The 26,648-nt window shown below is 59.3% G+C and carries 28 protein-coding genes; 5 read left to right on the plus strand and 23 right to left on the minus strand.

Features of this window, described 5'->3' with window-relative positions; genetic code table 11:
• Positions 1-85 precede the first annotated feature (85 nt).
• From AB4Y82_RS08620 to AB4Y82_RS08675, 12 genes are all read right to left on the minus strand, one after another.
• Positions 86-358, minus strand: a complete 273-nt coding sequence (locus AB4Y82_RS08620) for a hypothetical protein (protein ID WP_441603981.1) — start codon at positions 356-358, stop codon at positions 86-88.
• A gap of 120 nt (positions 359-478) precedes the next feature.
• Positions 479-958 carry a hypothetical protein gene (locus AB4Y82_RS08625; RefSeq protein WP_441611227.1) on the minus strand — a complete coding sequence of 160 codons (480 nt, stop codon included), beginning with the start codon at positions 956-958 and terminating at the stop codon, positions 479-481.
• 236 nt (positions 959-1,194) lie between these two features.
• Positions 1,195-3,405 (minus strand): peptidyl-dipeptidase Dcp, encoded by a 2,211-nt coding sequence (dcp, locus tag AB4Y82_RS08630; protein ID WP_441603983.1) that lies wholly within the window; start codon positions 3,403-3,405, stop codon positions 1,195-1,197.
• Positions 3,406-3,786: 381 nt separating this feature from the next.
• Positions 3,787-4,149 carry a hypothetical protein gene (locus AB4Y82_RS08635; RefSeq protein ID WP_441603984.1) on the minus strand — a complete coding sequence of 121 codons (363 nt, stop codon included), beginning with the start codon at positions 4,147-4,149 and terminating at the stop codon, positions 3,787-3,789.
• Between the two features lie 89 nt (positions 4,150-4,238).
• Positions 4,239-4,715 (minus strand): hypothetical protein, encoded by a 477-nt coding sequence (locus tag AB4Y82_RS08640; protein WP_441603985.1) that lies wholly within the window; start codon positions 4,713-4,715, stop codon positions 4,239-4,241.
• Between the two features lie 63 nt (positions 4,716-4,778).
• Positions 4,779-5,300, minus strand: coding sequence for a demethoxyubiquinone hydroxylase family protein (locus tag AB4Y82_RS08645; RefSeq protein WP_441603986.1), 522 nt, complete (start codon positions 5,298-5,300; stop codon positions 4,779-4,781).
• Between the two features lie 64 nt (positions 5,301-5,364).
• Positions 5,365-6,054, minus strand: a complete 690-nt coding sequence (locus AB4Y82_RS08650) for a hypothetical protein (protein WP_441611228.1) — start codon at positions 6,052-6,054, stop codon at positions 5,365-5,367.
• A gap of 912 nt (positions 6,055-6,966) precedes the next feature.
• Complete coding sequence (locus AB4Y82_RS08655; RefSeq protein WP_441603989.1) at positions 6,967-7,518, minus strand: hypothetical protein; 552 nt, start codon at positions 7,516-7,518, stop codon at positions 6,967-6,969.
• A gap of 448 nt (positions 7,519-7,966) precedes the next feature.
• Entirely contained in the window at positions 7,967-8,383 is a 417-nt protein-coding gene (locus AB4Y82_RS08660; protein ID WP_441603990.1) for a hypothetical protein, read from the minus strand.
• A 1,139-nt stretch (positions 8,384-9,522) separates the two neighbouring features.
• A complete protein-coding gene (locus AB4Y82_RS08665; protein ID WP_441603991.1) occupies positions 9,523-9,819 on the minus strand; it encodes a hypothetical protein in 297 nt (98 codons plus the stop codon).
• Between the two features lie 865 nt (positions 9,820-10,684).
• Positions 10,685-11,113, minus strand: a complete 429-nt coding sequence (locus AB4Y82_RS08670; RefSeq protein ID WP_441603992.1) for a hypothetical protein — start codon at positions 11,111-11,113, stop codon at positions 10,685-10,687.
• A gap of 869 nt (positions 11,114-11,982) precedes the next feature.
• A complete protein-coding gene (locus AB4Y82_RS08675; RefSeq protein WP_441603360.1) occupies positions 11,983-12,216 on the minus strand; it encodes a hypothetical protein in 234 nt (77 codons plus the stop codon).
• A 358-nt stretch (positions 12,217-12,574) separates the two neighbouring features.
• Here AB4Y82_RS08675 and AB4Y82_RS08680 point away from each other — a divergent pair, with 358 nt between their 5' ends.
• Positions 12,575-13,141: a pilin gene (locus tag AB4Y82_RS08680; RefSeq protein WP_441603359.1), complete on the plus strand. Its 567-nt coding sequence runs from the start codon at positions 12,575-12,577 to the stop codon at positions 13,139-13,141.
• A 301-nt stretch (positions 13,142-13,442) separates the two neighbouring features.
• Here the strand turns inward: AB4Y82_RS08680 and AB4Y82_RS08685 are convergent, their stop codons facing one another.
• A complete protein-coding gene (locus AB4Y82_RS08685) occupies positions 13,443-14,114 on the minus strand; it encodes an ankyrin repeat domain-containing protein (protein WP_441603358.1) in 672 nt (223 codons plus the stop codon).
• 83 nt (positions 14,115-14,197) lie between these two features.
• The gene (locus AB4Y82_RS08690) at positions 14,198-14,809 is read right to left on the minus strand and encodes a hypothetical protein (protein ID WP_441603357.1); all 612 of its coding nucleotides are present in this window, start codon (positions 14,807-14,809) and stop codon (positions 14,198-14,200) included.
• A 140-nt stretch (positions 14,810-14,949) separates the two neighbouring features.
• Between AB4Y82_RS08690 and AB4Y82_RS08695 the strand changes: the two genes are divergently transcribed.
• The 3 genes from AB4Y82_RS08695 to AB4Y82_RS08705 all read left to right on the plus strand — a co-directional run bounded on the left by AB4Y82_RS08695 (position 14,950) and on the right by AB4Y82_RS08705 (position 17,203).
• Positions 14,950-16,350, plus strand: coding sequence for a glycoside hydrolase family 2 (locus AB4Y82_RS08695; RefSeq protein WP_441611229.1), 1,401 nt, complete (start codon positions 14,950-14,952; stop codon positions 16,348-16,350).
• Positions 16,351-16,628: 278 nt separating this feature from the next.
• Complete coding sequence (locus AB4Y82_RS08700) at positions 16,629-16,964, plus strand: hypothetical protein (protein ID WP_441603355.1); 336 nt, start codon at positions 16,629-16,631, stop codon at positions 16,962-16,964.
• A gap of 17 nt (positions 16,965-16,981) precedes the next feature.
• The gene (locus AB4Y82_RS08705) at positions 16,982-17,203 is read left to right on the plus strand and encodes a TonB-dependent receptor (protein ID WP_441603354.1); all 222 of its coding nucleotides are present in this window, start codon (positions 16,982-16,984) and stop codon (positions 17,201-17,203) included.
• On the opposite strand, the gene AB4Y82_RS08710 is transcribed toward AB4Y82_RS08705, so the two are convergent.
• The 7 genes from AB4Y82_RS08710 to dmeF form a co-directional block, all read right to left on the minus strand.
• Positions 17,204-17,611 (minus strand): MAPEG family protein, encoded by a 408-nt coding sequence (locus AB4Y82_RS08710; RefSeq protein WP_441603353.1) that lies wholly within the window; start codon positions 17,609-17,611, stop codon positions 17,204-17,206. It lies immediately after the preceding gene.
• A 1,171-nt stretch (positions 17,612-18,782) separates the two neighbouring features.
• Positions 18,783-19,139 (minus strand): DUF1428 domain-containing protein, encoded by a 357-nt coding sequence (locus tag AB4Y82_RS08715; RefSeq protein WP_441603352.1) that lies wholly within the window; start codon positions 19,137-19,139, stop codon positions 18,783-18,785.
• Between the two features lie 83 nt (positions 19,140-19,222).
• A complete protein-coding gene (locus AB4Y82_RS08720; protein WP_441603351.1) occupies positions 19,223-19,906 on the minus strand; it encodes a Type 1 glutamine amidotransferase-like domain-containing protein in 684 nt (227 codons plus the stop codon).
• A 292-nt stretch (positions 19,907-20,198) separates the two neighbouring features.
• Positions 20,199-20,513, minus strand: coding sequence for a HigA family addiction module antitoxin (locus AB4Y82_RS08725; RefSeq protein ID WP_441603350.1), 315 nt, complete (start codon positions 20,511-20,513; stop codon positions 20,199-20,201).
• 139 nt (positions 20,514-20,652) lie between these two features.
• Complete coding sequence (locus AB4Y82_RS08730; RefSeq protein WP_441603349.1) at positions 20,653-20,997, minus strand: hypothetical protein; 345 nt, start codon at positions 20,995-20,997, stop codon at positions 20,653-20,655.
• A gap of 290 nt (positions 20,998-21,287) precedes the next feature.
• Positions 21,288-23,546 (minus strand): ornithine decarboxylase, encoded by a 2,259-nt coding sequence (gene speC / locus AB4Y82_RS08735; RefSeq protein WP_441611230.1) that lies wholly within the window; start codon positions 23,544-23,546, stop codon positions 21,288-21,290.
• A gap of 361 nt (positions 23,547-23,907) precedes the next feature.
• Positions 23,908-24,897, minus strand: coding sequence for a CDF family Co(II)/Ni(II) efflux transporter DmeF (dmeF, locus tag AB4Y82_RS08740; protein ID WP_441603347.1), 990 nt, complete (start codon positions 24,895-24,897; stop codon positions 23,908-23,910).
• Between the two features lie 41 nt (positions 24,898-24,938).
• On the opposite strand from dmeF, the gene AB4Y82_RS08745 reads away from it, so the two are divergent.
• On the plus strand, positions 24,939-25,205 hold the full coding sequence (locus AB4Y82_RS08745) for a metal/formaldehyde-sensitive transcriptional repressor (protein WP_441603346.1): 267 nt from the start codon (positions 24,939-24,941) through the stop codon (positions 25,203-25,205).
• 70 nt (positions 25,206-25,275) lie between these two features.
• On the opposite strand, the gene AB4Y82_RS08750 is transcribed toward AB4Y82_RS08745, so the two are convergent.
• Together AB4Y82_RS08750 and AB4Y82_RS08755 are read right to left on the minus strand one after the other, a co-directional pair.
• Complete coding sequence (locus AB4Y82_RS08750) at positions 25,276-26,193, minus strand: DUF5996 family protein (protein WP_441603345.1); 918 nt, start codon at positions 26,191-26,193, stop codon at positions 25,276-25,278.
• A gap of 102 nt (positions 26,194-26,295) precedes the next feature.
• Positions 26,296-26,541, minus strand: a complete 246-nt coding sequence (locus AB4Y82_RS08755) for a hypothetical protein (RefSeq protein ID WP_441603344.1) — start codon at positions 26,539-26,541, stop codon at positions 26,296-26,298.
• Positions 26,542-26,648: the final 107 nt, after the last annotated feature.

Consider the following 26,648-nt stretch of genomic DNA (forward strand, 5'->3'; position numbering starts at 1 on the left):
GGTGATTACGATGGGGTCCGGCAGGAGTCATGGGGCCACGAATTGAGGCCATGAGCTTTTCGCCATGGGCCGGAATCATGCATGGCTAGGGGACATACTCCTGGTCACCGACCATGGTTACGAACCCTTCTGTCCAGCTGTCGCTGTCCAACAGGCGCTCTGAGACGTCAAAGCCGTCTTCATCGTCTGCAGCATGGGGGTCAATGATGTTCGGATGATTGGCGAAGCCCGGCAGCACCGCCAGACGGTCAATGGCGGCATGCGCAGCAACTTGGGTGCGATAGACGCCGATCATCTTCCAATCTTCGATGCCGCCTGGAAGAGTGTGCCTATGCTGGACGACAAATACGCTTTCCATCCTCGCGTTCCCCCCGTGTGCTTCATCGCGCCTTATTCGCGCCGCTGATCATGTCTGCCCGTCAGCGGCCCCATGGCAGGCCGCGAGGGCTTGCGTCACATGCGAGCCGCTCTTGTCACCCTAGGAGCGCTCGACGCCTTTCAGCAGCTGCACTTGCCACTGTCCGCCCAGGCGTATCGTCCTGGTTTCATCGCCGGGAAGCTCCATGCACCCAGACCACGCATTGTCAGAGGGAGTGCCGGGAGCATTGGGAGCGACCGCTTCGGTCATCAGCGAAACATGCAGCTGCTTGGGGTCCTTGCAAATCCGCCTGATCGACACGCGCACCCGGAAGGCGGCATGGTCGCCTTCGACGGAATCCGTTGAGGCGTACTCCGACGGTTGATCGTCAGGGACTGATAGCGAGGTCTGGTTGACTATCTTGCCGCCGCGAACAAAGGTCACACCGACGGTTGTGATCGGCGTCATTGCAGCAACCGCCGGCATCGCGGAGGCGAACGGAGCCATGGCGCAAGTGGCGACGAAAAGAACAGACGAAACGATTAAACCCTGTGCACATCGATGCATGGCGAGACACTCCCTGTGGTCATAGCCAGTCACGGGCCCCTACAGTGGCTCCGTCGACAACGATTGTCAGACGCTTCCATTTATCACGCAATCCGCCGGGATTGGCCCGGCCACGCTGCGGCATGGACGGGGCACCCCATTCTTGTCGGACTTGATGTTCAACCACTCCGAACCCGGCAGCTCGCCCGAAAGTCGCCAACGTTCTTGATGGCCGTCCAAAAGGAAAAAGGCCGGCGTAGCCGACCCTTTCCTGTTTCAACGCCTGGAAGTCATTGCTTCTTCGGCGGCGCTTCCTTCAGACCACGGTTGAGCAGCATCGGCTCGATGCTCGGATCCTTGCCGCGCCAGTTCTTGTACATGGTGGCCAGGTCCTGCGTGTTGCCCTGCGAGAGGATCATCGCGCGGAAGCGGTCACCGTTCTCGCGGGTCAAGCCGCCCTTGTCGACAAAGCCCTGGAAGGCGTCATCGGCCAGCATTTCCGTCCACAAGTAGGCGTAGTAGCCGGCGGCATAGCCGTTGCCCCAGATGTGCTGGAAATAGCTGGAGCGATAACGCGGCGGCACGTAGCTCAGGTTGATCTTGGCCTTGGCGAGCGCATCCGTCTCGAACTTGTCCGGATCCTGCTTGGGCGCATCCGCGCTCAGGCTGTGCCAGCTCATGTCGAGCAACGCAGCACCGAGCAGTTCGGTCATGTCGTAGCCCTTGTTGAAGGTCTTGGCCTTCTTGAGCTTCTCGACCAGTTCCTGCGGCATCGGCTCCTTGGTCTGATAGTTCTTCGCGTAGTTGGCGAAGATCTTCGGATCGGTCGCCCAGTGCTCGTTGAACTGCGAGGGGAATTCCACGAAATCGCGCGCCGTTGCCGAACCCGAAAGACTCGGATACTGCGAATTGGCGAACATGCCATGCAGGCCATGGCCAAACTCGTGGAACATGGTGATCACGTCGTCAAACGACAGCAGGGCCGGCTGACCCGGCGCGGGCTTGGTGAAGTTGGCGACGTTGAACACCACCGGCTTGGTGCCCAGCAGCTTGGACTGCGCCACCAGGTTGCTCATCCAGGCGCCACCCTGCTTGTTGTCGCGCTTGAAGTAGTCGCAGTAGAACAGCGCCATCGAGGTGCCGTCCTTGTCGAACACTTCGAACACGCGCACGTCAGGCTGCCAGACGGGGATGTCCTTGCGCTCCTTGAAGGTCAGGCCGTAGAGCTGGTTGGCGGCGTAGAACACGCCGTTCTGCAGCACGTTGTCGATTTCGAAGTACGGCTTGATCTGCGATTCGTCCAGATCGTACTTGGCCTTGCGCACTTGCTCGGAGTAGTGGTTCCAGTCCCACGCCTCGACCTTGAAGTCACCCTTCTGCTGGTCGATCACGTCCTGGATGTCCTTGGCTTCGCGCTCGGCGCGTGCCGTGGCAGCCGGGGCCAGCTTGTCCATGAAGGTGATCGCCGCTTCCGGCGTCTTGGCCATCTGGTCTTCCAGCTTCCACGCGGCGTAGCTGGAGAAGCCCAGCAGTTTGGCTTGCTCCGCGCGGATCTGCGCGATGCGGGAAATCAACTCGCGCGTGTCGTTGTCGTCGCCTTTTTCCGCACGATCCCACGACGCCTTGAACAACTGCTCGCGCGTAGCGCGATCGTTGAGGTTCTGCAACGCCGGCTGCTGCGTGGTGTTCTGCAGCGGGATCACCCACTTGCCATCCATCTTGCGACCGGCTGCCGCCTGCGATGCGGCGGCGATATCGCCATCGGACAACCCGTCGAGCCTGGCTTTGTCATCTACCACCAGCGCACCGGCCTTGGTGCCAGCCAGCAGCTTCTTGGTGAACTGAGCGCGCAGGCCGGACTCTTCCTTGTTGAGGTCCTTGAGCCTGGTCTTGTCGGCATCGGAAAGCTTCGCGCCGCCGCGCACGAAGTTCTTGTAGGTGACCTCTACCAGGCGCCTGGATTCCGGGTCGAGCTTGAGCGAATCGCGCTGGTCGTAGATCGTCTGGATGCGTTTGAAGAGCTTGTCGTTGAGGACGATGGCGTCCTGATGCTCCGCAAACTTGGGCGCTTCGTCCTGCTGCACCTTCTGAAGTACGTCGTTGGTGTTGGCACCCGTTACCGCAAAGAACGCGCGACGAACGCGGGAGAGCAGCTGCCCCGACTTCTCCATGGGGATAAAGGTGTTCTCGAAGGTCGGCGCATCCGGGTTATCGGCAATCTTGTTGATCTCCTCCAGGTGCTGCTTCATACCCTCCTCCAGCGCGGGCTGGTAGTCGCCATCCTTGATCTTGTCGAACGGCGGCGCCTCGAACGGCAGCGTGCTGGGCGAGAGGAACGGATTGACGGCATTGACCTCGGCGGCCGGCGCCACCGAGGACGCCTTGGCTGGCGCGGTGCCGGCGGTAGCAGGACCAGGCGGCGCGGCCTGATCGTTCGATTGCTGCGAACAGGCAGCCAGAGCAATGGACGTGGCTATGACGAGCGTACGAAGGCGTGGCATCAGGACTTCCCCGGTGGACTGCACAAACCCCCACCTAACCACACCTTGCCTCGCCTGCCATGGGTCGAAAGTCAGGCCCGCACCTATTCAGCAGGCCGCCGCCCCTCCATTACCAACCATTCGCGAAATGTCGCGATGCCGGGCAGCCAGGAACTTTCGGCCCGACAGCCCCGCAATGCGCCCGTTGCGACGCCAGCTTCAGCTTCCCAATCAAGCGGATGAGCCCATCTGCTGCCAGCCCGCCAGTGACCATGACGCTACGCGCGATCACCACGCCCCGGCCACCGGTGACCGACTGCAACATCGCTGCAGAATGGTTGAGAGGTGAGCACTTTTGACGAACTGGCGGCTGGGGTCTGCTTCGGGTCGAAAGCGGACATGTCACCCTCGCGTAACGAGGTAGCCCTGTAGGATCGCTCGCTTCCAACCTCTGCCGTCCATGCATTGCAGGATATTGTCATCGACGCTTTCTGTTGGCGTATACCAGTGTGACGATCGCTCCAACTGGTCTGCGCAGGCCTTCAGGCTCGCATCAGCCAATCCGTTGTCGCAACTGTCTTTCGAGATCGGTAGCGGCGCCTCTTTGGGCGCCCAACAAAGCGTGGCATTAGGGGCTTCCAACATGTTCGGCGTCGCTCGCACATACGGGTTGAGCTGACTGCACCCCATAGTCATGGCGAAACCTAACAACGAGGCCAGCAGCTGGCTAATCCGGCGACGGCCTATCTTGTTGGTTTGGGGCATCCCTAACTCTCCTCACTGTAGCCGCAAGCGATCTCGGCGCATGTCCGCTTTGGGTCGAAAGCGGACCTTTCATCACGCCCAATCAAACATCACAGATGAGGCCCGTCGAACAGACATTGCCCTGTCTTTTTGTCGACCTGAATGTGCTCTGGGATGCCGGCCTGTGCGCCGCAGAACTCCATCACTTCGCTTACGTTGAACGTAGCCACGATTTGTTCGCCGGTGTCATCAACCAGAATCTCTGCAGCCATTTGGCCCGGGGAAATGGAAGACGCAAGCTCAATTTTTGCCAAGCCTCCTTTTACCGACCAGGCGTCGCTCTGGCCAGGCTTTAGGCGGCTCGCGTGAAGCGAACATCCAAAGTAGCTCCCCGATAGAGTCGGTCCAATTTCATTCTGGAAGGAAATTTCGGTGAGCGATGATCCGTCATAGGAGAGGACAAGCTCCTGATATGCGGACTTCGCCTGAACACGTCCCTGAAGGCAGCGTACATCGTGCGTCGCCCAAGCGGCCGTTGTCGAAAGCGCGAAAGCCCCAGCCACGGTCCCGATATACCCAAGTCGCATAGAACCCTCTCCCCTGAAAACTTGAGGTCCGCTACGGGTCGAAAGCGGACACTCCTGATGGTATCAAAGCCTCATTCCAAGCCAGATAACCGCCTCCGTAGCTCGCTCAACGATCGGGCGCAATGAGCGATACCAAATGCTGCCAGAAGGAATCTGCGCTAAAGATCGGTCGTGATGCTCCCTTTCCTCAGAGACAATGGAAGAGATTGCAGCAACGGCCGCGCTGTCTACACCTTGCAAGGTCCGCAGTTGTTCTTCCAGATGGCGAAGCACCACGCTTTCCACAGCTACAGTGGTCGCAGATATTGCGGAAGGTCCGGCCAATCCGGTGATAACACCCAGTACAAACCCGCCCGCTCCGCACAGGGCGTAACTTCTGCATCGCCGCTGCCCCCTGCGTTCAAGCTCGGCAGCAAAGATCGCGCGATGGCCACGTTCGTGGGACCTAAATTCGATGAGCTCTGGAACTAGGTCGCGAGCCCGGATACTCGCCATCCAAATCTGGCCGGTGTAGATGGATATCGCACCGAACTCACCGGCGTGATCCACCTTCAGGATTCGACTTCCCAGGTCCATCCGAGTCATTCGCCCCTCCCTGCGTGCCACTGAGCCTATATCCATTACGTCCGATTTGGGTCGGAAGCGGACCTTACGAGTGGTCAGATAGACCTTGCAAGAGCTGCTCTGCCCGCGCCGGAGTGAGCTGTGCCGTCAACTCGGGATTGGCCAGTTCAAAAATGGCTTCTCCCTGAGGCGAGCTAGGCTCATAGTCAATGTCCTCTCGACACTCGATGGCATTCGCCCACTCTTCAAGCTGCGCAGCTGACAACTTCGCCTGTATATAGCGACTCAAGACATTCCGGATGTGCGATTCCTTAAGTTCGGCAAGCGGTTCATCGCTATCCCAGCCGTATACAGCTAGATCAGCAAGAACATCCCTCACGGGGCGCTCGTAGCTCAACAACTCTCCAACAAGTCTTGCGCGATCCATTGGTTCACCCTCCAAACTGAAAGCTGGGATGTCCACTGTGGGTCGGAAGCGGCCACTCAAGGTCGCATCACCACCCCAAGGGCGGCGCAGAAGGTGCTTTCTTAAGTTTTGATACTTTGCCAATGGTGAAGGCGCCACACCATATTCCGAAAGCCGCAAGCGACACCATGATGCTTGCGGCGAAGATGACGCCAAGCATTTTCCCATCGTCGCTTTGAAAAAGCCTCCATTCAGACATTCCGCTGCGGTCGATCGACTGCGCCACAAAGACGAAGAGTGGGCCAGATACTCCCAGTGTGACAGCGCCAAAAAGCAATCGCGCCCAGAGACCACATGCCAACCACTCATGGCACAGCGGGCACTGAAAATCCTTCCAAAAACGCGATGGAACAAAGTCCAGAACCCTGACGTCAATGGCACGTTGACATACCGGACAAAACGTGTGAATCCTCATATTTGACCCCCCCTAGAACAGCAATGCTCCGGGCTTCCCGATGCCCTGTCCCGCTACCACCGTGTCGGCTTTGGGTCGGAAGCGGACCTATTCGGCAGGTGGCGCAGAGGCCGCACTGCGACGATAGATTTCGTGCGCCACTTGCCTTGCCTCATAGAGACTCAGGTCAAAGACGCCGGCAACCAAAAGCGTGCATTCGAAGTTTCGGAATCCGTCTTCGCGTGCCTTCGTGAAGACGTCACTCGGCGACGCCCCTGACTGTTTCATGGTTATGTATGGCGCTGGATCGTCCGGTCCTGCGGCCTCTGTCGCTATCATATGTCCTCCGCCCACCCCTTGTTGCTAATGTCCGCTCTGGGTCGGACGCGGACATTACTAACTAGTTGTCCAGACCATACCAGCCGAGCATAGTCCGCTCACGATCGGGCTAGGTATTCCGAAAAGTTCTCAACGATTTTGTCCTGGGCTCCCGGTCGCCAGATCAATGGAAGTTCGCACCGAACGTCATCCTTCTGGGTCACGCACAAAGTAACCAAGTCATCGAATTTCGAGAACATGCTTCCCGCCAAGAGCCAGATTTCTCCGACCTGATGCTCGTCACCATCTGCATCTACGAATGATTTGTGGACTTGGTACGCAGTACCTGCATCAAGTCCGCGAAATTGCGGAATCAGGTGTTGCCAGTCCATGCGCTTCGTATGCATCGTCGTGCCCCAAAGGTGGATTTCAAAGCGGGTGGATAGCTGTCGTTTACGGCCCAAAAACTGTCCGCTTCGGGTCGGAAGCGGACATTGAGCGTTACGTTTTCAAAGATGATGTTCCACCGATGCACGGTCAATGACAGCCGCACGCTTCTTGCGCTTAGGCAGGGAGCCTGATTGCATGCCTCTGGATCGTCGGATGGCCCATATGGGCCACCAAAGGAAGTTGCCGAGCGAAATCGCTGAACCTATCCACGTCAGTGGCTTCAACCATTGAGGATCAGCGCCCTTGGACTCGTGTAAGCCAGGGATCAAGGAAAGGAGCGCGATGATCCCGATGAACGCCAAGACCGGAGCGACCATAAGGAGGGGAAGCCCAATGAACGTCTTCCCGTACGTTTGAAGGACCTCAGCCCAGTTCAGGGCCGTTTTCTCGGTAATGTCGAACCGGTTTTCCTGCGAGGCCATGAGACCCACGGGCGAGGCGCTAAGCCGCGTGCTTTCGCGACCAAAGTCTGTCAGTACATTCAGGCGGTAACGGCCCAGCGGAACGATAGGAATGTAGAAGACGGTCAGCCATTTGGTCGCTGATGAGTTCTCCTCGGCCTGGTGCTTCCATCCATAAAACATGGTGCCGAAACCATTGAGCGTCGCCATACCCCCCCCGGGTCGATCTCTCAGTGTTATTTGGTCATGTCCGTATTGGGTCGGAAGCGGACCCTTCAATCACTATCGGCCTCTGAGCTTCGTCCATCAAGCGGAACATCGCAGTTGACGCATTTGGGAGAGAGGCCGCTCCAGTACCACGAGCAGTAGAACAACTGCTTGCACCGCGGGCACGTACTAAACGACCAAGCAACCACAGGAACGATCATCAATCCCAGGGTTACAAGCGCGACGCACGGAAACAGTTTGGGCGAGATCGCTGACGCCAGGGCGAAGATCAGAGGGGCGCAGAGCATGGTGCCGATGGCAAACTTTTTCCTTTGCCTTATCCGCACGAGCCCGCCCACGATGGCCGGAGAAATTGGATCTCCATACATGTACTTTCCAGTCACTTAAGTCTCCCCTCCGAAATGTCCGCTCCGGGTCGAAAGCAGACCTTCTACTTGGCTCGCTTTCGCCCTTGTTTACCCAGGATCGCAAAGAGCTCACCCATGGAGAGCCGGTCGTGCCAGATCTCCTCTAACGACAGGTGATGGACTCTATCCAGGTCGTTCGCGAGAACCTCAAACTCCAGCGCGTCGGGCCAGTCGCTCACGGGATAGCGAGCCCGGTAAATGGCCAATAACTCGTCATCCGGGCGAAGCAGGAGGGCCTGCCGCCGAGGAATGGCAAACGCGGCGGCGAACAACCAAAGGAACTGCCGGATGTCTTCTTTCGGCGAGCCGGGGAACTCCCTGCGCCAAAGCTTCCCCATACATTTCCGCCCACGATAGAGCTCCATGCTCTTGTGCGATATGTGCAAGAGCAGTCCGCCGACAACGGAGGCGCCGATGATAACGAGCACAAAACCCACCATGTTGCCTCCTTGGCGACGATCCGCCGCGGGTCGAAAACGGACCATGCAACAACATCAACTGCCCTCTGCACCTTCCTCAGGCGGCCCAAATGCGACGTAGCCAGCGATGAAAGGAAGAGTCCCTGCGAGAAACGAATAGAACGTCAGCTGATGCCATAGGGCCAAACCCGAAATCACGTACAAGATAGCCATGGCCAACGACAGAAAGAAACCAACAAACGGGCGCCGCTTAAGGCAAATGATTGTGGCAATGCCCAAGAACCCACATGCCACCCAACCAACGTGCGCAATGGGCGCCTCGCCTCTCATGCGCTGTATGACTGGCGTCGAGCTGAAAATGTGGAAGGCCAGATCGAATCCGATCGCGAACGGGCCAATGGACATCCAGCCCACTAGCCACTGCCCTATCCATCTAGCCGAAGCTGTTGACCCTCTCATTTCCCCTTCCCTATAGGCCATTTCCGCCTCGAAGATCCTCGCACCGTCTACTTTGGATTTCGACACGCCGGCCGAACGATTCCAGCAATGTGTTGCGTCGACCGGCTGAAGTCGCAGTCGAAAGCGGACTAATCCTCTCCGCGCCGCAGGAATCGCCCTAGATGCCTCGGCCCTCCTAAAAGCCCCCACGCAACGAGACCAATGAAGCTAAGAACCCAACCGAGGCTCAATGCCGGCAAATAGGGCCAGATCTCTTCATAGCCATCGATGCGATACGTGAAACTGTACTTCGACTTCTGGATTTTTCGTTCATAGTGCAATACGCCGGGTTCGAACTCGAACATATAGGGCTCAAACACCTTGCGCGACTGATCGGGAGATATGGCCTCATGCTCTGTGGTGCACCTGTTACCCCAAGGCTGCTCACAGGCCGTGAATGGCTCACCTAGAGTCACGTCTCGCTGGACAGAAAACACCCATGCAATCTGATACGAGCACGTAAAAAGAACGATCAAGCAAGCGTGAAGCAGCATAGTGAAGAGTATGAAGCACCACTCACAAAAATCCTGATCCAGAAGGCGCTCACGGAGTTGCTTCACCGATCCGTCCATTTCTTACCGCTCCATCCTTTGCATCGCCAGTGTCTGCTTCGGGTCGAAAGCGGACAAATTATCAACGTTATGAAGTCGTCCCACCAGCGCTCAGGGCAACGGTCTGCCGATGCGCGGCACTAATTCTTCGAGAACCGTATTGGCGAGAAGCTCCCTAGCCTCATCATCAACCTTTGCCGCTCGAAAGGAGACAGACATGGCCATCGGACTTTCTCCTGTCCAGCACTGAATTTTCACGCCCTGACTGTCGATTCCTGACACATACGGGCCTTGGGCGTCACTATCCCCTCGCCGCCAAGTGAAACCGGGAAGCGCTTCCGAAAAGATTGCGAAGACGTCGCCATCCGAAAGCCCCGACTCAATGTCGATTGAGATAAAGTCGTTCATTTCTCACCTTGGTATCGCCAATCCAACCGGTCTTCGAAGCGTCCGCTCCGAGTCCGCAGCGGACATTAAATGTGTGCCGTTTGACGAGTAACCCTGGGTCTGAACTTGGTGTTAGGCATCGTGCAACTCGAGCATGCGTTTGGCCTCATTCGGCACTTCCTGGTAGCTCGGATACTCAGGCTCCATGGCGGCGACAATCCTCCATTGCGCAACAGCATCCCTCTTGCGCCCACACCTGAGTAAAGACTCAGCAAGAAACAGCCTGGCGTCGCCTAAGCAATAGTGTGGCTTGAGTTCAACGCCTTGGGTTAGAGGCCCGATCGATTCGCTCCAAAGGCCGAGGCGCTGTAAACAGACACCGTATGCAATGTGATAGCGGGGATCAGACGAGTCAGTAGTGAGCGATCTGTAATGAACCAAAGCAGCACTGTGCTTGCCCTGGTCCTCTAGAGTGAGAGCATCTCGGTAAATCGCATCATGGTCCATTGCACACCCAATCCTTGAGTCACAAGACTGTCCGCTTCGGGTCGGAAGCGGACCTATTTCTGTTACTCGACAGTGCGAACAACCTCGTAGCGAGGTTGACCAGGTATCGAGCTGTCTGAGGCAACCCGAATCCGATTCTCCCTGATCAAGTCGCTTATCGCTGGCATGAGGGACGTGGTCATCTCTGGATTGGCGCCCATTAGTCGCCGGTCTAGGTGGTACCACGTCCATCGACCGTCGTTCTCGGAGATAGCCTCGAAGACCAACTCTTTGAAGACATCAAAGTCCATTCAACACCCCTGTCCTTCAGATCTTGGTGGTGTTCGTAAGGTCCGCTCCGGGTCGAAATCGGACGGTCCGGCGCAAGCAAGAATTCCGGTCAGTCCCACTTCAAGTCGCTGAGCTTCGTCGTCTGGCCCATCTTTCCGGCGTAACCCTTGCACGCAGCAAGGTCGCGTCTCCGCAGCACGTCCCCATCCGACCGCCAACGAGCGAGCGCCCCACCAATCTCGGGATTCGCGTTGCCCAAGTCTTCGATTTCTCTCAGCTCAGATAAGTTGAGGGCCGAAATATCTTTCTTGCGCTGCGTATACGCGTTGAGAAAACCTACATAAAGGCCAAGTGGAAGAATCAGCGCCACTCGGTAACTCTGGCGATGTTGAATGTCGTTGTGGCCAAGGTAGGCAAGAATCATGGCCACCCCCAGCGACGCTACAAATACCACCCTCCGCAAAACCTGACGGCGCTCTTCGCGCTCCACGTCGGCCCTCGCAAGAGGTACGTGTGAAAAAGCGGTTCCCTTATCCATGCCCCCTCCGGGCTAGGTCAGCACATCATGGCAGCCAATGAACGCGCGCCAAGTATGTCCGCTTCGGGTCGAAAGCGGACATTTCATCTTCCCGCAGTGCCGTAAATTAACGGACCACCCTTAGAGTTGTTTTCTGGCCGACCAGGGCTGCCGAATCAGAAGGGTTTCCGACCAGGATTGCCGCGTCGGGCAGCCACCTTATCGACCGATTACCCTTTAAGAGAATCCCGTCGCTGAATCGGACAGCGTCTGGATATGCCGACCAGTCCGCTCTGACATTGGATGCGCCTGTTCTTATGTCGAGGCCAGCATCAGTTAGTGAAACTGTCACCTCGGCCCCGAAACCGGCTTTACGTTTGAACCTCTGCATTAGACCCCGTTTCGTGGCCCAGATGCCGCCTACCATCGTTAGGCATGTGATGATGAAGAATGGTGCAACTCCCTCCACCAACGTCGTGCCGACTGCCAAGACAATACACAGAGCGCACGCCGCGCCCATGAGGCCGAATTGAACCGAAAGTCTCAGTAACAAAGCTCCTTGCCGATATTGCCGGTCGATCACGGCCGCGAAGTAATCCGCGTCGCATAGATAGCGATAGTCAATCTGCACACCCCCTCCTTTGTGCCCGCAAGCAGATGCCGCCCATCCTGGTGAGGATGGACCCACCCGAATTCTGACATGTCCGTATATGGACCCCTCCCCTTTGCCAAGCATCTCTTAGCTCTGGCGCCCGTGTCGACTGCACACGTATATCCGGCCTCTAGATGCTGCACCGTCAGACTGCAAACAAAGGGGTCAGAGCACTTTCTCTATAGGCTCATTGAGGAAGATCTAGTTCGCGTAGCGAGAGTTCGGCCACGAGGCAGGCCTAGAAAAGTGCTATGAGCCCTTTGTCCTCTTCAAGAATGGCAGGAATGCCGGCAGCAGCTTCCTCCGGGGAAATACCTGCGCAGGACACGGTGACACGATAGGTTGCTGCCATTTTCCCTCCGCCTACGGAAGTGTCCAACGCTGACCTGGGCAGCATCGCAAGCTCAGCGACATCGAGCAAGGTGGCGACGTCCGGAGCAAGAAGCCGAACGTCCATGGCAAACAGGCCCATCTTGGCTAAGTTGCGTTCGCACGGTTTGTACAAGGAGCCGTTGATGGAAGTCCAACAGGCGAGTAACCGTTTCAGCTGTCTCGATAGACAACTGGAATTGTTACAAACAACGACCGCATCACGGCCAAAAAAGCATCGTCCCTAAAAAGCGTAACGACGTCACATTTCTCGTTGGGCCGAGTTGTCCGCCGTGATGGCGCTGGCTATCGTCGCCGCGCGTGGTAGTTGGTACCCATGGGATCTCGAGCGTTCGCGTGCCTTGGACGGATTGTTTCGTGCAAAGCAGGACCCGCATTCAAGGTCTTTGCTCTTTGGCCGATAGCAGCTTGCCGTCAATCTTTCCTTCGCGCAGAGAATCGTGACGGTGCGCCACCTTCGGTATTCCGGGTTTGTTGCACTAGCAGCCAAGCATGCGCATCACTTCTACTGGGCCAAATTCTTGAGTGCTAGGGGGCATATGAGAATTTATAGGAACACTCGCCGGCAGGCGGGCTTTACGTTGATCGAATTGATGATCGTCGTAGCCATCATCGCGATCCTGGCAGCCATTGCGATACCTGCGTATCAGAATTACGTGATTCGTTCTCAGGTGATGGAAGGCTTTTCGCTAGCCGAAGGCCCGAAGCTCGCAGTCGCCGAGTACTACTACAACACCGGCACGTTCCCTACCACGGAAGCTGAGGCGGGGCTGCAGAGCGCCAATGCCTATGCCGGCAAGTACGTGGGCCGTGTAGATGCACTTTCGCGGCCCGGTAACGTTCTGGTGCACTTCGACAACACAGACGGGCAACAGGCCAACGCCGCCATCGCCGGCCTTCAGCTGGGGTTTGCCGCGGTAATCACCAATGGCTCGGTCCAATGGGTGTGTACCGACCGAAACATCAATGGCATCCCTCTTCAATATCTGCCCTTGACCTGTCGCTGATGCACGCCGAATAGTCGGTTTGGAGCCGTGCTCGCCTGGCCGATAATGCATGGGCCCATGACGGGCATTCGGACGGCGTTCGCGCTTTCGCCCCGCGCCCAGGTGCGGCCGCCGTCCACTTCACCGTTAACCCGCGGGTGGCCTGTGACCGACTGCCCCGCGGGACTGCCTGGCGTGACCTCGCATAAGCCTGCTTCATCGCAAACGTCACCGGACTGAAGCACGCATGCTTCGCAGCCGCATTTGTCGGTGCAGCGGCACGCGCACAACGGCTGGCACGTGCATGGCACGGGGGCAACCTTCAAAAGTCGGGAAATTTGATGCCCCGCTCCACGGCCAGGCGCATTGTCCTGGCATCTGGGTGAGCGCCGCGGTGCACCAGGGCATCGACAATGCGCTGGTTCCTGCACGTCACCGCGCCGCGCAATGCGCTGTTGCCGTTGGGCAGCGCAAAACTGGCATCGGCTCCGGCCTCAAGTAATACGGCGACGTTTTCCGCCCTGTCCTCCCAGGCCGCCGCCATCAACGGCGAAAATTCATCTGGCTGCCCTGGATCGGGGCGAAGGCCGTGGCGCAAGAGCGCCTTGATCATCGCCGGTGAACCGTGTTGGGCAGCCTCATGCATCGCCATGCTGTCGGCGGCGTCTTTGCGCCACTGCGCTCCCCGATCGAAAAGGCTGTCCAGCAGCGGCACGTCGTCGGCAAGCACGGCTAACCCGAGAGACGTTATCTCCAGGTCGCCGAACGGATAACTCTTGTTGGGATCGGGCAACGCAGCCACCAAGGCGGCGAGCCTTTTCCGATCAGGCCGCGAGGCGCCAGGTGCCGCGCCTCCACAGATGGTGTCACCCCGCATGTTTGCCATCGCCACGTCGTGCGCGGCAACAAGCACGGCCGGGTCACCTGCCGCCTTGGCCAGTGTGCTTGATGACGCGACGAGCAAGATGAAAAACAGGCATTGAAGTCTGCGCACGCAATCCCCCTGGCTCACCCTATCCCCCTCGCCCAAGACCGGTCATGTCTCGACGGTCCGCTTCGGCTCGAAAGCAGACTTATTCACGAAACCCAGACGGGAAAGCGAATGAGCGGCTTCCACTGATCTTTGGCGCGGCGCATATACACAAACAAACCCTGCCCGCAAAGGCTACCGCAGTGATGAGCCACGTAGACAACCGCGATTTCTCCATCCGGGGAATAGCCCGGAAGACTCACGGACGTCCAGCCAGTGGCTCCGGGATAAGATTCGTACAGCTTCTTCCAGGCCTCGTCCAACGATGCCTTGCCCGCCGCCATGGCTTGACCGTCGAAAATCCGTTGGATCTCCTGCTCGCGGTGCAGCCGCACCCCCTTGCATTCAAGGCTTTCCGGCAACGAAGTTGCGGAGCCGCTTCTGCGTTTCAGGTCGGCAAAAGCACCTGACTCATCGACCGACTCCAGATCGTCGCTCCCCCTGGGGGCAACAGTAGTAGACGAGAGCAGGACATAACCATCCTCTGCCCGGCACTGCGAACTCAGGGCGGCTCGCAAGACCGCCGCATCTTCTCGCTCTAATGTCTGCGCACTTGGGCCGGCCTGTGCTGACAGGCATGGCAATGCAACAAACGCAAAAGCTGCAACGAGTCGTTTCAGCATTTCTCCTCCCATGGCTTCCACTTGAAATGGTTGCAAGCAGGCATTCCTGATAGTCCGTTTCGGATCGAAAGCGAACGTTGTCGCCCGCAGGTGACCTTGGTGGGTGCCCGCCCCATGCTAGCGGTGATCGAGGTGGGCGAAGGCCCGGGACGGCGTTGCCCTGGCGACCAACGTCCGTGCGTTTTCCCAAAAGGACTCTTAGACTGCCGCCAGGAATCGCCACGGAGCTCGATGTGATGCGATGGTCTGGCTACCTGGTTTCGCTTTGCCTGCTCATGGCTCCCGTGATCGGAAGCGCACATGCGGTGGCCAGCCCTCCGCCCGACGCCAGTGTCGTCCTTGGGCATTCGACTGTACCGCTGAACGGCCCGTGGCGATTTCACCTTGGCGACGATGATCGCTGGTCCTCACCGGACTTCGACGACAGCGGATGGGAAACCGTTGACCTCACGCCTGCTGCCGGCGCGCATGATGGCGATGTCGGCCTGCCGGGTTACGTCACCGGCTGGAGTCAACGCGGCCATGCCCACTACACCGGCTATGCCTGGTATCGAATGAAGGTCGCAGTCGACAGCGATAAAGGTAGCGCACTTGCCTTGGCTGGCCCGACGCTGGTGGATTCAACGTATCAGCTCTATGTCGACGGAACGCTGGTCGGCGGCCCGGGCGAGTTCTCGCAGGCACCGCCCACGGTATTCGCCGCCAAACCAACTGTCTTCGTGTTGCCCACGTCACCATCGACTCAAACGCAGACCTACGTCATTGCATTTCGTGTATGGCTGGATCCTCTTGAAGCGGGTGCGGAGAGCGGCGGGATGCATGTTGCTCCCGTGATCGGCGCGGCAGATGCCATAGGCCAGCTCCATCAGACGCAGTGGTTACAGACGTTCAAGGGTTACGTGGTTGATGCGGTCGAGCCGCTCGCCCTGGTGCTGCTGGCGATCATGGTCGTGGGGTTGATGGCGAGCAGGAGCGCCGACAGTTATCGATGGCTGGTCGCCGCGCTGGTCTTTCTGGCGCTTCTTCGCCTCAATCAGGTGCTGTTTTTCTGGACGCCCTATCTCAGCTTGCGAGGCTACGACATTGCCGTCACCGTACTGCTGAGGCCCCTCACGCTGGCCGCATGGACGCTGGCATGGCGCGACTGGTTTGGCGTGGACCGGCACTCATGGCTTGGGCGCGCCGTCGGCGCACTCACGGTGGCTTATGTGGCCATTGCATGCCTCGGCCGCCCCTGGTTTGCACCCGAAGCAACCCATGGCTTCAAGCCATTTGCCGGCATGATCATCGAAGGCCTGCGCCTGGTATTTGCAGCGCTTTACCTCTGGACTATTGGCCTTGGCGTGATGCGATCGGCCAAGCCCTCCACCTGGCTGGCCGCCCTTGCAGCGATCCTTGTGGGCATAGGCCTGTTCGCGACGGAGCTCAGCGCCGTAGGAGTGCCAGGAATCTGGTTTCCGTATGGAACGGGGGTTTCGAGGAGCCAATATGCCTACGCCATCTTCATCGCGCTGTTGTTTGTGCTGATCCTTGTGCGATCCGTTGGCTACGCCAAGAAAGTAAGAGCCGGGGCCTGAGTACACTTTTCAGCCCCACCTCATGGGAGTGGAAGCACGGGAAGCGTCGCCCCCTTGCCCTTTATTCACCCGATATCGAGCGCTCTCCACTTACAGCCGCGTAACGGGAGAAGGCGCATGTTGAGGGTGTGCCGAGGCACGGTTAGCCCCGCCTCGCGCCTCAGATTGTTTGCATGGCTTTGTTGTAGGTCCTCTGAGCTTTCTCCGCGTATGTCGGAGCCGCAGGCTAGCGCTTGCTCTTGACTTGCCAGCCGCAGGTCCACACTCGAGGCATCGCCATGTACAACCCCAATCAAGTGAACTCGCTTTACTTCTATCCGCACACGCTGCACTTCTCTCCCGTTCCGGAAGCGACGGACAGTGAGCAGCGCAATCGCTGGTTTCCGAGCTACAAAGCATCTGCCGCGAGCATGTGGGCAAAAACGCCGGTAGCGCAAGCCAGGCGCGCTCCTGAGCGCGATTCGCGCAACAGCGACAAAATTCGCCAGGGAATGGACGATGCCCGCATGGATGACGACGGTGCACCCATACAAGCGGCGCCCAGCGAGATTGCCGACGGGCGCTCAATCCTTGTTCAGTCGCCAGATCCCTTTACGCCCCGCTCAACCAAATAAGCACAAAGGCAATCCTCATGACCAGCATTTCGGGCAAGACCACCAACGGCTTTACGTATGAAGGCGACTACGAACACGCAAATCCGGATCGCGTCACATGGACTGCCATCTTTCGGCGCAGCGGTGTCTTCTTCGGCATGCGGCATGGTCGCGTCAGCGAACTTACGGGCGTCCCCGCCGGAGAGATCAGCGAGGCCGTCCAGGACGACATCGAGTTTGTTTGGGTCCAGGCGCGGTAACTATCCTGCAAGCAAGGCGCACGTCCAGTAGATCGCGATTGCCAGCTGCACGGCGAAAAAGAAAAAGCGAACGTTGACCGCCAGGACACTCAAGGAGACTAGGTGAGTGACGGATTGGGCCATGCGGGCCACCAGAAGCCATGGGGCCAGCCCATCAGTAACACCGCTGCGGCCGGTCACGATGGCCACGAGAAGAAGACCGCCAACCACAGGGAGACTCTCGATGCAGTTGGCATGCGCTCGCGCCAGCCGCTGCAAAAATGGCGAGAGGTTCGCGTTATCAGGCTTGAACTCGTTGGATCGGGCGCGCCCGGAGACAACCAGATAAGAGCGAATGCCCTCCATGAGCACGAGCAAGAAGAGTGTCCATGCGATGAAGAGCGTCAGTACCAGGCTTGATGTGCTCATCGATCAACCCTTCTGCGTGCTGAGGCGGACGAATGGGGCGCCCGGGCCAAGAGTATCGGCTACCGGGACTTCATGGATACCGGACTTCAGCCCAGTGCCGCCACGATGAATGTCCGCCAGGGGTCGGAGGCGCACGTCGCCCCTGTCAAAACTTCGCTGGATAGCTTTTGTGCTCCGGCCCCTCAGCCGCAGAACGCCAAGCGCAGGCCTGGCAACCACATCGACCCAGACACGGTCGACTGCAGCTTGACCTGCATCGACAGGGCACGAACCGGGTCTGCCCCCTGCGCATCACGAAGAACGAGGCGATATCAAAAAAACCGTCTGTCGAGGGATAGCGACACAGGCCCTCTTGGGTCGGGTCAAGATTCGTGGTCACGGCTCAGCCCCGCCGGCCGCTCTGCGCGCGCGGCCCATTGGTCCATCGCCGAATAAAGTTGACTCCACCACCACAGGCGATCTGGCGGCCCGACGGTGCGTGTCGAGGTATAGACCATGTGCTCAAATGCCAACTGTATCGTTTCCTCGGGCTCACCATTGCTCTGGAGCCTGAGCAGTTCTGCATCCAGGGACAAGAGTCCATCAGCCAGCTGTGATCGAGTAAGCGCCATGCAGTCTATCGCCCCGAGGCTTCAAGACAGATCGAACAAACCTCTTGCATGAGTCTGTTATTCGCCACGGTAACCCTGCCGCACGACGGCGCTTCAATGGCCGGCGCGTGTCGATAAGCGCCGCGACGGAATGGTCGGAAGCAATGCCCCCATCCCGCCAAGGCGCGGACGATCATCGCCCGCCGCCCCGGTTGATCCTTCGGGCCGCATCCACGACCGCCGCGAGGTGCTGTCTTCGCGACAGGATCGGAGGTGGCTTCGACGCGGGCGCTCCCAACAGGCGATCCCACACATCGCGCAGGTGAATAGCGAGCTGGCCGAGAGCACTCGCAGAACGGTGAGCATCGAGGGGAAAGTGGCCGGCCACGGCTATCGCCTAAAGGGGACCCTGCGTGCGCCGAGATGGCGATCCAGGTGAGAAGGCCAGCGAGGAGTTCGGGCGAAGCTCCCGCACCTCTCAAGCTGCGCTTCCTCCCGTTAGTGGCCAGTTAAGCCGAAGGCCTGCCGCAACGACGAATCGTCAGGCAGAGCCCCTTTCACGGGCATCAAACAGGGCCGCTCTACTTAGGCAGGCTGACCACTGCCTTGAAGCCGCCGAAGATCATGCGCTTGCCGTCGAAGGGGCACTCGCTGGCGGCATCCATGCGCGGATCTTTCATGAATTTCTCCATGCCGGCATCGCGGGTGGCCTTGTCGGGCCATTCCACCCAGGAAAACACCACGGATTCATCCTGCGTCGCCTGCACGGCGCGGCGAAAATCGGTGAGCTTGCCATCGGGCACGTCGTCTCCCCAGCACTCCACCACCCGGATAGCGCCGAACTCAACGAATATGGCGTCGAAAGTACGGGCGTGCTCGATGAATTTCTCGCGGTTGGCGTTGGGTACGGCGATCACGAAACCATCGATATAAGACATGACTATCTCCTTCGCGGAAGGGGTGGCCGGCATGGTCACCTTCATGGATGCGACGAACGAGTGCTTGCGGGATCGACACGGGGCTACGGCCCCACGATTTGACGCTCGAAGAGCCTCCAGTGCCCTTCGGAGACCACCTCGACGGCACCGTCCACCACCTTGATGGCTGTCTCGTCGTCGAGCGCATACCCTGGCACCGGCAGCCGCGCGGCCCACTTCTCGGCGTCGGCCATCGTGTTCTGCGGGCACATGGCGTTGTCCAGATGCGGGAAGATCGAAAAGCCGACCATGCCCAGCGCGCCATCACCGCCGGCGGTCGGCTTCCAGCCCACGAACCTCTCGCCCACGTACGGAGCCATCACCATGCTGCCGGCACTCAGCCCCACATAGACCGTCTCGCTGAGCGACGAGAACAGATCCGCCAGGCCGGACTCACGCATCCAGTGGTGCAGATACAGGACGTCGCCACCACACACCAGCAAGGCATCGGTTTGCCTGACCAAGGGGACCCAGTTCTCCTCGTCGATGCTGGGCAGCGCGGTCAGTTCAAGCATGCCTACGGACTTCCATCCCAGCTCGACCATGGGCGTCGGCGTCTGTCCGGCGATCTGCCGCCACGTCATGACCGCGGTCCCGGGCAGCATGCCGTACATCGCGGTGGGGATGCACAGAGCGGTCGACTCGGCGATGGGTTTGCCGAGCATGTCGACGAGCGCGTCGCGGATGCTCGGGTTGCTGACGCCCCCGGAGGTGAGGAGAAGCTTCATCGCGCTTTCCTTGTCCATCGAGAGCTGGGAACGGTCACGGCGGAGTGTGTGAGCGTTCGAACACTGCCGGATGCTTCAGCAGATGAGTCAATCACGGCGTCGCTGACTCGCACAAGTGTAGGAGTCAGCGGCCGCGGACTGGCAGGCTCGCGCCATGCTGCTTCAGATAGCCGTTGGCGACGTGCAGTTCGACACCGTCGAGGCCTGCACGAGCAAACGGGACGGAGGTAGTTAAATCGACCAATGGCGGTTGGACTCAACCGCCTCCGCTCGATTTATCGTGCGTCTGTCGTTAATCGACGAGGGGACGATAGGCACGGATCACCGGCTTCGCCCTCTCCAGATCGTACCGCGCCTGAAGTGCCAGCCAGTAGAAGGCGGTGGTGTCGAAGGCAAGGGAGAGGCGGATGGCGACCTTGGGCGTGATGGGGTGGGTGTCGGCGATGAAGGCTTTGATCTGATCGGAGGGTATGCCGCTGCGACGGGCGAGTTGGGCGGGGTTGAGTGCGCTGGGGATCAGGTAGGCGTGGAGCAGGATGTCGCCGGGGGCTCGCAGGGGTTGCGAGGGGTCTACTTCCGAGTGCGGGGTGAGCTGGATCAGTTCCATGGTGGTTCCTCCCTGTCGGACACGGCCGCACAGCGGATAGGCGCTTACAGCGCTCCGTGTCAGTGAATGCTTGGCAGCTTCGTCGGTGATCGCCCGAGTGAGGCGCATCGCCATGCTGGCCGATGCGCCGCAACGGCGATCATCGGAGGCGGGTGGTGTTCACTCGACGCTCGTCACCGAGCCGGCGGGCGTACTGCTGGAGACAGTAGATCGCCGTGCCCAGGCTGGCCGTGACGGCCACGGGAAGCGGCCATGGCAGCGGTTTGCCGGGGAATCCCCGCGCCTGCGCTTGGCGGCACTGCTCGCTGTCGACACGCAAGCGCGTGAGGGCCAGCACCGCCAGCGCGATGTCGCCGCGAGTGACAAGACGCAGGGGTTCGGGCCATGCCATCGACGTGGATGACGGGGCGTGAGGCGGAGGAGTGAGGGTGTCGTCAGGGGGAACGGACGAGCGAATGCGTACCGTATGATCGCGGGTAGCCATGATCAACTTCCGTATGAGTTGGTGATGGTTAGCGGGTCGTGGGTGTTGAAGCACTCACGGCCCGCGCCTCATGACCTGGTGGTCATGGTCATTCGCGAGGCCGTGCAACACGGCAGCGCGAATGACCGACTGACCCTAACAAGCAAGCTTGGTAGCGTCTGTCAGGGTTGAGCGAGATGGATGTCCGCGTGGCCGCAGGCGAGCGTGAGGGGTCGGGGCTGATAAAATGTCAGCGCATGGTCGCCACCGGATATATCGGCCGCGATAATCCGTACCGCTCGAAATCCCCGTCAGCTTCTACCTTCGTTGACCACGTACGTATAGAAGCGCACTCGGCCGTCCTCCGGCACCTGATACACCCCTTGCACCTCATAGGAAAAGCCCGGGAACCGGTTGCAGCTTTCCTCGAAAGCCAGGAAGTAATCGATCATGGGTTGCGCGCGATCGTCGTAGCGCTCGCCCGGTATCACGATGCCGATGCCCGGTGGATAGATCAGCGCGAGAGTGGCTGCAATGCGACCCTTGACCTGATCCATGGGCACAAAATCCACGCGTCCGCTGACCAGCGCTTCATTCGCTTCGCGTGCCGACATCGCCTGCTCCGGGAACGATTCGTAGCGAAAACTCAGGCGCTGCAATTCCTTGACGTTCTTTGACGCATAGAACTCGTGCATTTCCTGGGCGACCTGACGCACGGTGTAGCCGCGATATCGCTCCTGGTACTTGCGTGACAGAGCGGGAAGCACCTGATCGAGCGGATGGTCTTCGTCATAGTGATCGCGGAAGCGCTCCAGTGCAGCGAGCAGCATCGCCATCTTGCCCTCGCCTACCGCGGGCGTCATCAGGAAGAGAATGCTGTTGAGGTCATTCTTCTCCGGGATGACATGGTTCTCCCGCAGGTAGTTGGCGATCACCGTGGCAGGAATGCCGCTGCTGGCGTATGCGCCCGTTCTTGGATCGATACCGGGCGTGGTGAGCATGAGTTTGGTCGGGTCGACCATCGCGGCATCGGCTCCCAGATGCCGATAGCCGTGCCAGGTTTCCTGCGGGTCCAGCTGCCAGTACTCCTGTTCCACAGCCAATACATCGGTGGGCACGTCCTCCCACTTGACGCGTTCGCCCTGGTATTTCACGGTGTCCGGTACGAACGGATTGAGGAAGCCGGCGAACCGCTTGCGTATCGCCTTCCTGGCGTCGATCCCCAGTTTCACCATGTCATCCCACAGCACGCGACCAGCCTTGTCGGCATGCATCTGCGCGTTGACGTCCAGGCTGGAGAACAACGGATAGAACGGTGACGTCGACGCCTGCAGCATGAACATCTCGTTGAACCGTTTATGGTTCACGCGAAACGGCTGTTCGCGGATATGCGCGTCGCGCACATGGATCTGCGAGGCCTGCGAAAAGCCGGCCAACTGCTTGTGAGTTGACTGGGTGGCAATGATGCCCGGGTCCTTGTCGGTCAGCGACAGGCTCATGCCGAAGTGATCTTTCATCAGCGGATGGAAGGCACCAAAACCAGCCCATGCCTCGTCGAAGTGGATGTACTCGCAAAGATGGCCGATCTTCTCCAGCACCTTCTTCGCGTTGTACACCGTTCCGTCATAGGTGCATTGCTCGATGATGGCAACGCGGATGGGCCGCTCGCGTTTCCAGGCGTCGGTGTCCTTCAGGCGCGGATGATGCTTGATCTTGTCGCGTATCGACTCTTCATCAAAAGCAGCCCAGTCGATCGGACCCACCATGCCGAATCCGTTGCGATCGGCCTGGAGATAAATGGGAATGGCCCCGGCGAAGACCAGCGCACCGTGGTGATTGGACTTGTGGTTGTTCCGGTCGAACAGGACGATGTCGCGGCTGGTCAGCAGCGCCGTGTTGACCACTTTGTTCGATGCCGAGGTGCCGTTCAGCACGAAGTACGTACGATCGGCCAGGAAGACCCGCGCCGCGGCCTGTTGCGCCGCCAGTGCGGGACCTTCGTGGATCAGCAGGTCGCCCAGGGACACCATGGCGTTGCAGATGTCATCGCGGAACACGTTCTCGCCCATGTGCTCGTAGAACAAGCGGCCAGCCGGATGACGCATGAACATCTGTCCGCCCTGATGACCCGGGCAGGCCCAGGTGCGATTGGCGTCGAAATCGTATTGCATCAGCGTGCCGAAGAACGGCGTGAGCAGGCTCGACACGTATTGTTCCACCGAGGCCGCCAGGCGCTTCTCGTAGAAGTCGCGGCTTTCAAGATCAGCGATAACGACGCCGTCCAGCGACTTCAGGAACGGATCGTGGAACGTCTCATCGTGGCGATCGCTCATCATGAAGATGGGCATGCGCAGTCCACGCGCATCGCGGGTTTCGATAGCGACGGGCGCCAGTTCCCGCGACACCACGATGGCACCCACATCGGCGCCGGATCGAATCGCCTCTGCCAAATCCCGCGGCGACACTACCGACGTGCGGAAATGCAGATCCTGCTCGATGACGCTGCTGACCTCCTCGCTGCGGTCACCTGCAACGAGGATGCGGAAATAGTGCGTGAAGGGGATGCTCATGGCGACCACTCCCTGGAAAGGGTAATAAAGGTCGAACGGCGTCTGCGGTGATTGCAGTTTCCTGAGAATGCAGTGGGCGTGTGCTACCCGCGCTGCACCAGCGATTGTCGGCGAGATAACGTGAATCGGTCGCGAAGCGATCACGACACAAGTCGCGCGTGCGTACGATGGGTACCGACGTCGATGCCATTGCGGAAACATGCACGCCAGAATGCCAAAGGAAATACTACTGAGCGGAAACCACGCAAAACTACATAGGTAGGCGCGATGGTGATCAAGCGAAAGCGCGCTGGATCCAGTTGGCGGAAAACCTCCGTTACGAATCACCGAGCCTCAGCATTGAGCCCGCACGTGGTGACCTTCAGACCTGCTGCGATCGGGGAAAGTACACCATGGTCGGCGCATCGGCCTGGGCAATCTCGACGGTGACATGCGCCAATTCTTCATGGATGGACAAATGCCCGCGCACCAGGGCCGGCGTCAGGGGTGCGTCGGTGACGAGGCCCAGGATGCAGGCGTAGCGGCCTTTGCCCACCCGCCAGACATGGAGATCGCTAATGGACGTGCCTGGGAGCTTGTCGGTTACGACATCGCGGATTTCTTCCACGACGGGCGCATCCATATCCGCATCGAGCAAGATGCGACCAGACTGCTTGAGCAGGCTGACGGCCCACTGAGCGACCAGGACGGAACCCACGACACCCATGACGGGATCCAGCCAAGAGATGTTGAGGAATTTGCCACCCAGCAGAGCGAGGATGGCAAGCACCGATGTGGCCGCATCAGCAATCACGTGGAGATAGGCTGAGCGCAAGTTGATGTCATGGTGGTGATCGTGCGCGTGACCATGGCCGTGATCGTGATCGTGATCGTGGTGATGACCATCTTTCAATAGCCAAGCACAAAGCAGGTTGACGAAGAGCCCCACCACCGCGATTGGAATGGCTTGGTTGTAGTGAATGGGGGCTGGGTTCACCAGGTGCTCGATGGATTGCACAAGCATCAGCACAGCCACCACGCCCAGTAAGAGCGCGCTGCTATAACCACCCAACACTTCGATCTTCCAGGTGCCAAAGGCAAAGCGGCTGTCTGTGGCCAATCGCCGCGCCAGGACATAAGCCCCCGCGGAGACGCCCAACGCCAATGCATGGGAACTCATGTGCCAGCCGTCTGCCAGGAGGGCCATGGAATTGAGCCAGTACCCGCCAACAATTTCTACCACCATCATGATCGCGGTGATGACGACGGCCCGAAGGGTGTTCTTCTCGGCAAGCGGATTGCCTTCGTTGAACTGGTGGGGGTGCTTGAAGGGCGATGGGTCAGGGATCGTCACGACGGGTATCTCATACATGGTATACCCCCCTATACTATGCGCATCATCAGGAGATCACCATGTCTCACACCATCCAGAACAAAAAGTCCTTGATCACGCGGGTGCGCCGCATCAGCGGCCAGGTGGCGTCATTGGAAAAGGCGCTGGAGGCGGATGCCGACTGCGATGCGGTGTTACAACAGGCCGCCTCGATACGCGGTGCGGTCCAAGGACTGATGAGCCAACTGCTGGAGGAACACCTGAGGGAACATGTGGCCGCAGCCAACCCAAAGGCTTTACGGGAATTGGAACCCGTGATGGCCGTGCTGCGTAGCTACCTGCGTTGATGCCGCTTCCATCGGAGCCTGTGCCCCAACTTGCGGACAATCCAGGGCCCTGCCAAACGGAAAGCAGTCGCTAAACAGGCCTTCCGCTCCCCATCAGCTTCGGATCCCAACCCGCACGCTGAGCCCCGGCGTTGTAGGCAGTCCGAAAAAACGCCAGCAGATCACCATCCGGGTCTTTCGATAGGCGCAGGTCGTCGTAATCCAGGATGAACTCGCCCATCGTCGCATCCCAACGGGCGCTTGCGGGACTGATGGGTGCGCCTTCGATGCCTGCGGGCTGCGGATAGGCAAACGAATAGAACGCCGGCTTCGGATACGCGGCGCTGCCAGCCCACCAACCCATCTCGATCAGCTCGGCGTTCATCGCATTGCGGCGGATATAGTCGGACTTGGGTGGAGGCGCCACGGCCTTGCCGTTGTAGAGCACATCGCGGATATCGAGCGTTCCCCACATCAGCCCGATGGGTTGCGTCTTGCCCTCGAAGGCACCGCGGAAAACCTGCATCACGCGCTGTGTGCTCAGCATGATGCGCCACCAGTGATGGGCCAGGGTTGGCTCATACGGGCGAGGCTCTTTGTCCTGGTCAAATGGAATGGGGTTGGCCACTTCTTGTGGCATCAGGTTGATGGATACGTCGACACCTGCCTTGCGCAGCAGGTCGAAGAGCCGTTCCACAAACTCAGCCACCGACATCGGCGCCAACTTGAAGCTCCCCGAGCTGCCCCAGCTGGTGACACAGATCAACTCGTGAGCCATCAGGTCGACGTTGACCTCATACACACCACCCGCATAGTCGATCGGCCCCGTGGTCAATCCACGTGCGCTCATCGCCATCGCGATCGCAGACCACTGCGGCTGAAACGGTGCCTTGAGCTTCAACTTGCCAACGGCTTGCAGTCCCATATGCAGCAAGTACTGGGTACCGGCGAAGTCCGGGTAGGAAAGTTCAGGCCATGGGTCGCGATGGCTATCGTTCGTGGCAGGCATGGCAGCGTCCTTATCGGAGGGAAAGACGTCGACTGCAACGTGACGCCGCAGCCATTCCGGGCGCGGCTCGCCGAGCCCTGCGCGATCGACATCGACGTCGCGTTACGGCTCGCCGCCCTGCTCTTGCCACTGCTTGAACTTCGCGCACATGTCCTCGGTCCAGCGAGGCTCGCCGCACGACGGCGGCGGCATGTGACCACTGGATACGGACTTGTAGATGGCGTCCGCATGCTGGAACACGCTGTCGCGGTCACCAAGGTCCATGCTCTTGATCATGTGAGCGACATCCATGCCCGTGAACATGGGGAGGATATCGCTGGTGAAACTCAGCTTGGCAGGCGTTGGCATAGGTCATCTCCCGGAGGGAACGCAGAGCACCGGAAACTCCCGGCAGTCCGCCACACGCTACGCCGTGCAACGTCAAAGAGCCGTCGCCTGATCGGTGGCCGCGCCTT

Source organism: Dyella sp. 2YAF14 (genome assembly GCF_052114725.1).
Classification (GTDB): Bacteria; Pseudomonadota; Gammaproteobacteria; order Xanthomonadales; family Rhodanobacteraceae; genus Dyella.

What these genes read in the sequence shown, in the direction of transcription:
- AB4Y82_RS08620 (WP_441603981.1), bottom strand. Translation starts at nt 358, where the DNA reads ATGGAAAGCGTATTTGTCGTCCAGCATAGGCACACTCTTCCAGGCGGC.
- dcp (WP_441603983.1), bottom strand. Translation starts at nt 3,405, where the DNA reads ATGCCACGCCTTCGTACGCTCGTCATAGCCACGTCCATTGCTCTGGCT.
- AB4Y82_RS08635 (WP_441603984.1), bottom strand. Translation starts at nt 4,149, where the DNA reads ATGCCCCAAACCAACAAGATAGGCCGTCGCCGGATTAGCCAGCTGCTG.
- AB4Y82_RS08640 (WP_441603985.1), bottom strand. Translation starts at nt 4,715, where the DNA reads ATGCGACTTGGGTATATCGGGACCGTGGCTGGGGCTTTCGCGCTTTCG.
- AB4Y82_RS08645 (WP_441603986.1), bottom strand. Translation starts at nt 5,300, where the DNA reads ATGACTCGGATGGACCTGGGAAGTCGAATCCTGAAGGTGGATCACGCC.
- AB4Y82_RS08650 (WP_441611228.1), bottom strand. Translation starts at nt 6,054, where the DNA reads ATGAGTGGTTGGCATGTGGTCTCTGGGCGCGATTGCTTTTTGGCGCTG.
- AB4Y82_RS08655 (WP_441603989.1), bottom strand. Translation starts at nt 7,518, where the DNA reads ATGGCGACGCTCAATGGTTTCGGCACCATGTTTTATGGATGGAAGCAC.
- AB4Y82_RS08660 (WP_441603990.1), bottom strand. Translation starts at nt 8,383, where the DNA reads ATGGTGGGTTTTGTGCTCGTTATCATCGGCGCCTCCGTTGTCGGCGGA.
- AB4Y82_RS08665 (WP_441603991.1), bottom strand. Translation starts at nt 9,819, where the DNA reads ATGAACGACTTTATCTCAATCGACATTGAGTCGGGGCTTTCGGATGGC.
- AB4Y82_RS08670 (WP_441603992.1), bottom strand. Translation starts at nt 11,113, where the DNA reads ATGGATAAGGGAACCGCTTTTTCACACGTACCTCTTGCGAGGGCCGAC.
- AB4Y82_RS08675 (WP_441603360.1), bottom strand. Translation starts at nt 12,216, where the DNA reads ATGGGCCTGTTTGCCATGGACGTTCGGCTTCTTGCTCCGGACGTCGCC.
- AB4Y82_RS08700 (WP_441603355.1), top strand. Translation starts at nt 16,629, where the DNA reads ATGTACAACCCCAATCAAGTGAACTCGCTTTACTTCTATCCGCACACG.
- AB4Y82_RS08705 (WP_441603354.1), top strand. Translation starts at nt 16,982, where the DNA reads ATGACCAGCATTTCGGGCAAGACCACCAACGGCTTTACGTATGAAGGC.
- AB4Y82_RS08710 (WP_441603353.1), bottom strand. Translation starts at nt 17,611, where the DNA reads ATGAGCACATCAAGCCTGGTACTGACGCTCTTCATCGCATGGACACTC.
- AB4Y82_RS08715 (WP_441603352.1), bottom strand. Translation starts at nt 19,139, where the DNA reads ATGTCTTATATCGATGGTTTCGTGATCGCCGTACCCAACGCCAACCGC.
- AB4Y82_RS08720 (WP_441603351.1), bottom strand. Translation starts at nt 19,906, where the DNA reads ATGAAGCTTCTCCTCACCTCCGGGGGCGTCAGCAACCCGAGCATCCGC.
- AB4Y82_RS08725 (WP_441603350.1), bottom strand. Translation starts at nt 20,513, where the DNA reads ATGGAACTGATCCAGCTCACCCCGCACTCGGAAGTAGACCCCTCGCAA.
- AB4Y82_RS08730 (WP_441603349.1), bottom strand. Translation starts at nt 20,997, where the DNA reads ATGGCTACCCGCGATCATACGGTACGCATTCGCTCGTCCGTTCCCCCT.
- speC (WP_441611230.1), bottom strand. Translation starts at nt 23,546, where the DNA reads ATGAGCATCCCCTTCACGCACTATTTCCGCATCCTCGTTGCAGGTGAC.
- dmeF (WP_441603347.1), bottom strand. Translation starts at nt 24,897, where the DNA reads ATGTATGAGATACCCGTCGTGACGATCCCTGACCCATCGCCCTTCAAG.
- AB4Y82_RS08745 (WP_441603346.1), top strand. Translation starts at nt 24,939, where the DNA reads ATGTCTCACACCATCCAGAACAAAAAGTCCTTGATCACGCGGGTGCGC.
- AB4Y82_RS08750 (WP_441603345.1), bottom strand. Translation starts at nt 26,193, where the DNA reads ATGCCTGCCACGAACGATAGCCATCGCGACCCATGGCCTGAACTTTCC.
- AB4Y82_RS08755 (WP_441603344.1), bottom strand. Translation starts at nt 26,541, where the DNA reads ATGCCAACGCCTGCCAAGCTGAGTTTCACCAGCGATATCCTCCCCATG.